Source organism: Micromonospora sp. NPDC093243, from assembly GCF_044753725.1.
GTDB lineage: Bacteria > Actinomycetota > Actinomycetes > Mycobacteriales > Micromonosporaceae > Micromonospora.
This window is the reverse complement of sequence record NZ_JBIVNT010000023.1, coordinates 1-3,435: the sequence shown is the minus strand read 5'-3', so window position 1 is coordinate 3,435 and position 3,435 is coordinate 1. Positions and strand designations below refer to the sequence as shown.

Here is a 3,435-nt window from a genome sequence, read left to right as displayed (position 1 = left end):
GGTTGCCAGGCATGGCCTGGTCTCGCATACCGCCGGCGGTTGTCGGGTTTGGTGTGGGGCTGTGGGTTGTGGGTTGGTCGTTTGTTGAGAATTGCACAGTGGACGCGAGCATCTTTGTGGTCAAGTTGTCAAGGGCGAACGGTGGATGCCTTGGCACCAGGAGCCGATGAAGGACGTGGGAGGCCGCGATAGGCCTGGGGGAGCTGTCAACCAAGCTGTGATCCCAGGGTGTCCGAATGGGGAAACCTGGCATCAGTCATGTGATGTCACCTGCACCTGAACACATAGGGTGTATGGGGGGAACGCGGGGAAGTGAAACATCTCAGTACCCGTAGGAAGAGAAAACAAATAGTGATTCCGTGAGTAGTGGCGAGCGAAAGCGGATTGAGGCTAAACCGGCTGCGTGTGATACCTGTCAGGGGTTGCGTGGTCGGGGTTGTGGGACCCTGCTGAATGAGCTGACACTTGTTCGAGAAGTTACAAAGCTAGTGGCTAGCTGAACAGTCTGGAAAGGCTGACCGTAGACGGTGATAGTCCGGTAGGTGAAAGCTGCTGGTCTTCTGTGGGTGTTCCCGAGTAGCGGCGGACCCCTGAAATCTGCCGTGAATCTGCCAGGACCACCTGGTAAGCCTAAATACTTCCTGGTGACCGATAGCGGACGAGTACCGTGAGGGAATGGTGAAAAGTACCCCGGGAGGGGAGTGAAATAGTACCTGAAACCGTTCGCCTACAATCCGTCGGAGCCTTGCGGGGTGACGGCGTGCCTTTTGAAGAATGAGCCTGCGAGTTAGTGGCATGTGGCGAGGTTAACCCGTGTGGGGGAGCCGTAGCGAAAGCGAGTCTGAATAGGGCGATTCAGTCGCGTGTCCTAGACCCGAAGCGGAGTGATCTAGCCATGGGCAGGCTGAAGCGCGGGTAAGACCGCGTGGAGGGCCGAACCCACCAACGTTGAAAAGTTGGGGGATGACCTGTGGTTAGGGGTGAAAGGCCAATCAAACTCCGTGATAGCTGGTTCTCCCCGAAATGCATTTAGGTGCAGCGTCGCGTGTTTCTTGCCGGAGGTAGAGCACTGGATGGTCTAGGGGGCCCACAAGCTTACCGAAATCAGCCAAACTCCGAATGCCGGTAAGTGAGAGCGCGGCAGTGAGACTGCGGGGGATAAGCTTCGTAGTCGAGAGGGAAACAGCCCAGATCACCAGCTAAGGCCCCTAAGCGTGTGCTAAGTGGAAAAGGATGTGGGGTCGCATAGACAACCAGGAGGTTGGCTTAGAAGCAGCCACCCTTTAAAGAGTGCGTAATAGCTCACTGGTCAAGTGGTTCCGCGCCGACAATGTAGCGGGGCTCAAGCACACCGCCGAAGCTGTGGCATTCACATTTTTACCTCGCTTGGACTTGATTCCTTGTGCAGGTGTGTGGATGGGTAGGGGAGCGTCGTGCCGGGGGTGAAGCAGCGGGGTGACCCAGTTGTGGACGCGGCACGAGTGAGAATGCAGGCATGAGTAGCGAAAGAAGGGTGAGAAACCCTTCCGCCGGATGACCAAGGGTTCCAGGGCCAGGCTAATCCGCCCTGGGTGAGTCGGGACCTAAGGCGAGGCCGAGAGGCGTAGTCGATGGACAACGGGTTGATATTCCCGTACCCGCGAAGGAGCGACCCTGATGAACCTCGTTGTGCTAACCACCCGAGCTGCCGGCGACCTTCGGGTCAATGGTGGGGAGCGTGGGAACCTGGCGGGTAGTAGTCAAGCGATGGGGTGACGCAGGAAGGTAGCTGATCCCGGCCGGTGGTTGTGCCGGGGTAAGCGTGTAGGCCGTACCGTAGGCAAATCCGCGGTGCATGAAGGCTGAGACGTGATGCCGAGCCGATTCAGGTGAAGTCAGTGATCCTATGCTGCCGAGAAAAGCCTCTAGCGAGTTCCGAGCGGCCCGTACCCCAAACCGACACAGGTGGTCAGGTAGAGAATACCGAGGCGATCGGGCGAACTGTGGTTAAGGAACTCGGCAAATTGCCCCCGTAACTTAGGGAGAAGGGGGGCCGGAGACGTGAAGCCCCACGCGGGTGGAGCGTTGTATGGCCGCAGAGAGCAGGGGGAAGCGACTGTTTACTAAAAACACAGGTCCATGCGAAGAAGTAATTCGATGTATATGGACTGACGCCTGCCCGGTGCTGGAACGTTAAGGGGACCTGTTAGCTCTTTCGGGGGCGAAGCGGAGAACTTAAGCGCCAGTAAACGGCGGTGGTAACTATAACCATCCTAAGGTAGCGAAATTCCTTGTCGGGTAAGTTCCGACCTGCACGAATGGCGTAACGACTTCCCCACTGTCTCAACCACAGGCCCGGCGAAATTGCATTACGAGTAAAGATGCTCGTTACGCGCGGCAGGACGGAAAGACCCCGGGACCTTTACTATAGCTTGACATTGGTATCCGAATTAGCTTGTGTAGGATAGGTGGGAGCCGGTGAACCATCAACGCCAGTTGGTGGGGAGGCAATCTTGAAATACCACTCTGGTTGATTTGGGTATCTAACTTCGGACCGTTATCCGGTTCAGGGACAGTGTCTGGTGGGTAGTTTAACTGGGGCGGTTGCCTCCTAAAAGGTAACGGAGGCGCCCAAAGGTTCCCTCAGCCTGGTTGGCAATCAGGTGTTGAGTGCAAGTACACAAGGGAGCTTGACTGTGAGACTGACAGGTCGAGCAGGGACGAAAGTCGGGACTAGTGATCCGGCACTTGCGAGTGGAAGCGGTGTCGCTCAACGGATAAAAGGTACCCCGGGGATAACAGGCTGATCTTCCCCAAGAGTCCATATCGACGGGATGGTTTGGCACCTCGATGTCGGCTCGTCGCATCCTGGGGCTGTAGCAGGTCCCAAGGGTTGGGCTGTTCGCCCATTAAAGCGGTACGCGAGCTGGGTTTAGAACGTCGTGAGACAGTTCGGTCCCTATCCGCCGTGCGCGTAGGATACTTGAGAAGGGCTGTCCCTAGTACGAGAGGACCGGGACGGACGAACCTCTGGTGTGCCAGTTGTCCCGCCAGGGGCACGGCTGGTTAGCTACGTTCGGAAGGGATAACCGCTGAAAGCATCTAAGCGGGAAGCTCGCTTCAAGATGAGGTATCCCACCCACTTTGTGGGGTAAGGCCCCCAGCTAGACGACTGGGTTGATAGGCCGGAAATGTAAGCCCGGTAACGGGTTCAGTTGACCGGTACTAATAGGCCGAGGACTTGACTACTAAGCTGCTACGCGTCCACTGTGCAACTCCCGACAAACGAACAAACACCCCTGTGTGTGGTGTGTTGTTTGATATGTCGATAGAGTTACGGCGGTCATGGCGGAGGGGAAACGCCCGGTCACATTCCGAACCCGGAAGCTAAGCCCTCCAGCGCCGATGGTACTGCACTCGGGAGGGTGTGGGAGAGTAGGACGCCGCCGGACAATC

The 3,435-nt window shown here is 57.1% G+C and carries 2 rRNA genes; both read left to right on the top strand.

The features are described from left to right. Window positions 1–118 precede the first annotated feature (118 nt). Window positions 119–3,228 (top strand): 23S ribosomal RNA (locus ACIP9D_RS32740). Window positions 3,229–3,314: 86 nt separating this feature from the next. Then, a 5S ribosomal RNA gene (rrf, locus tag ACIP9D_RS32735) occupies window positions 3,315–3,431 on the top strand. The last annotated feature ends 4 nt before the right edge of the window (window positions 3,432–3,435 follow it).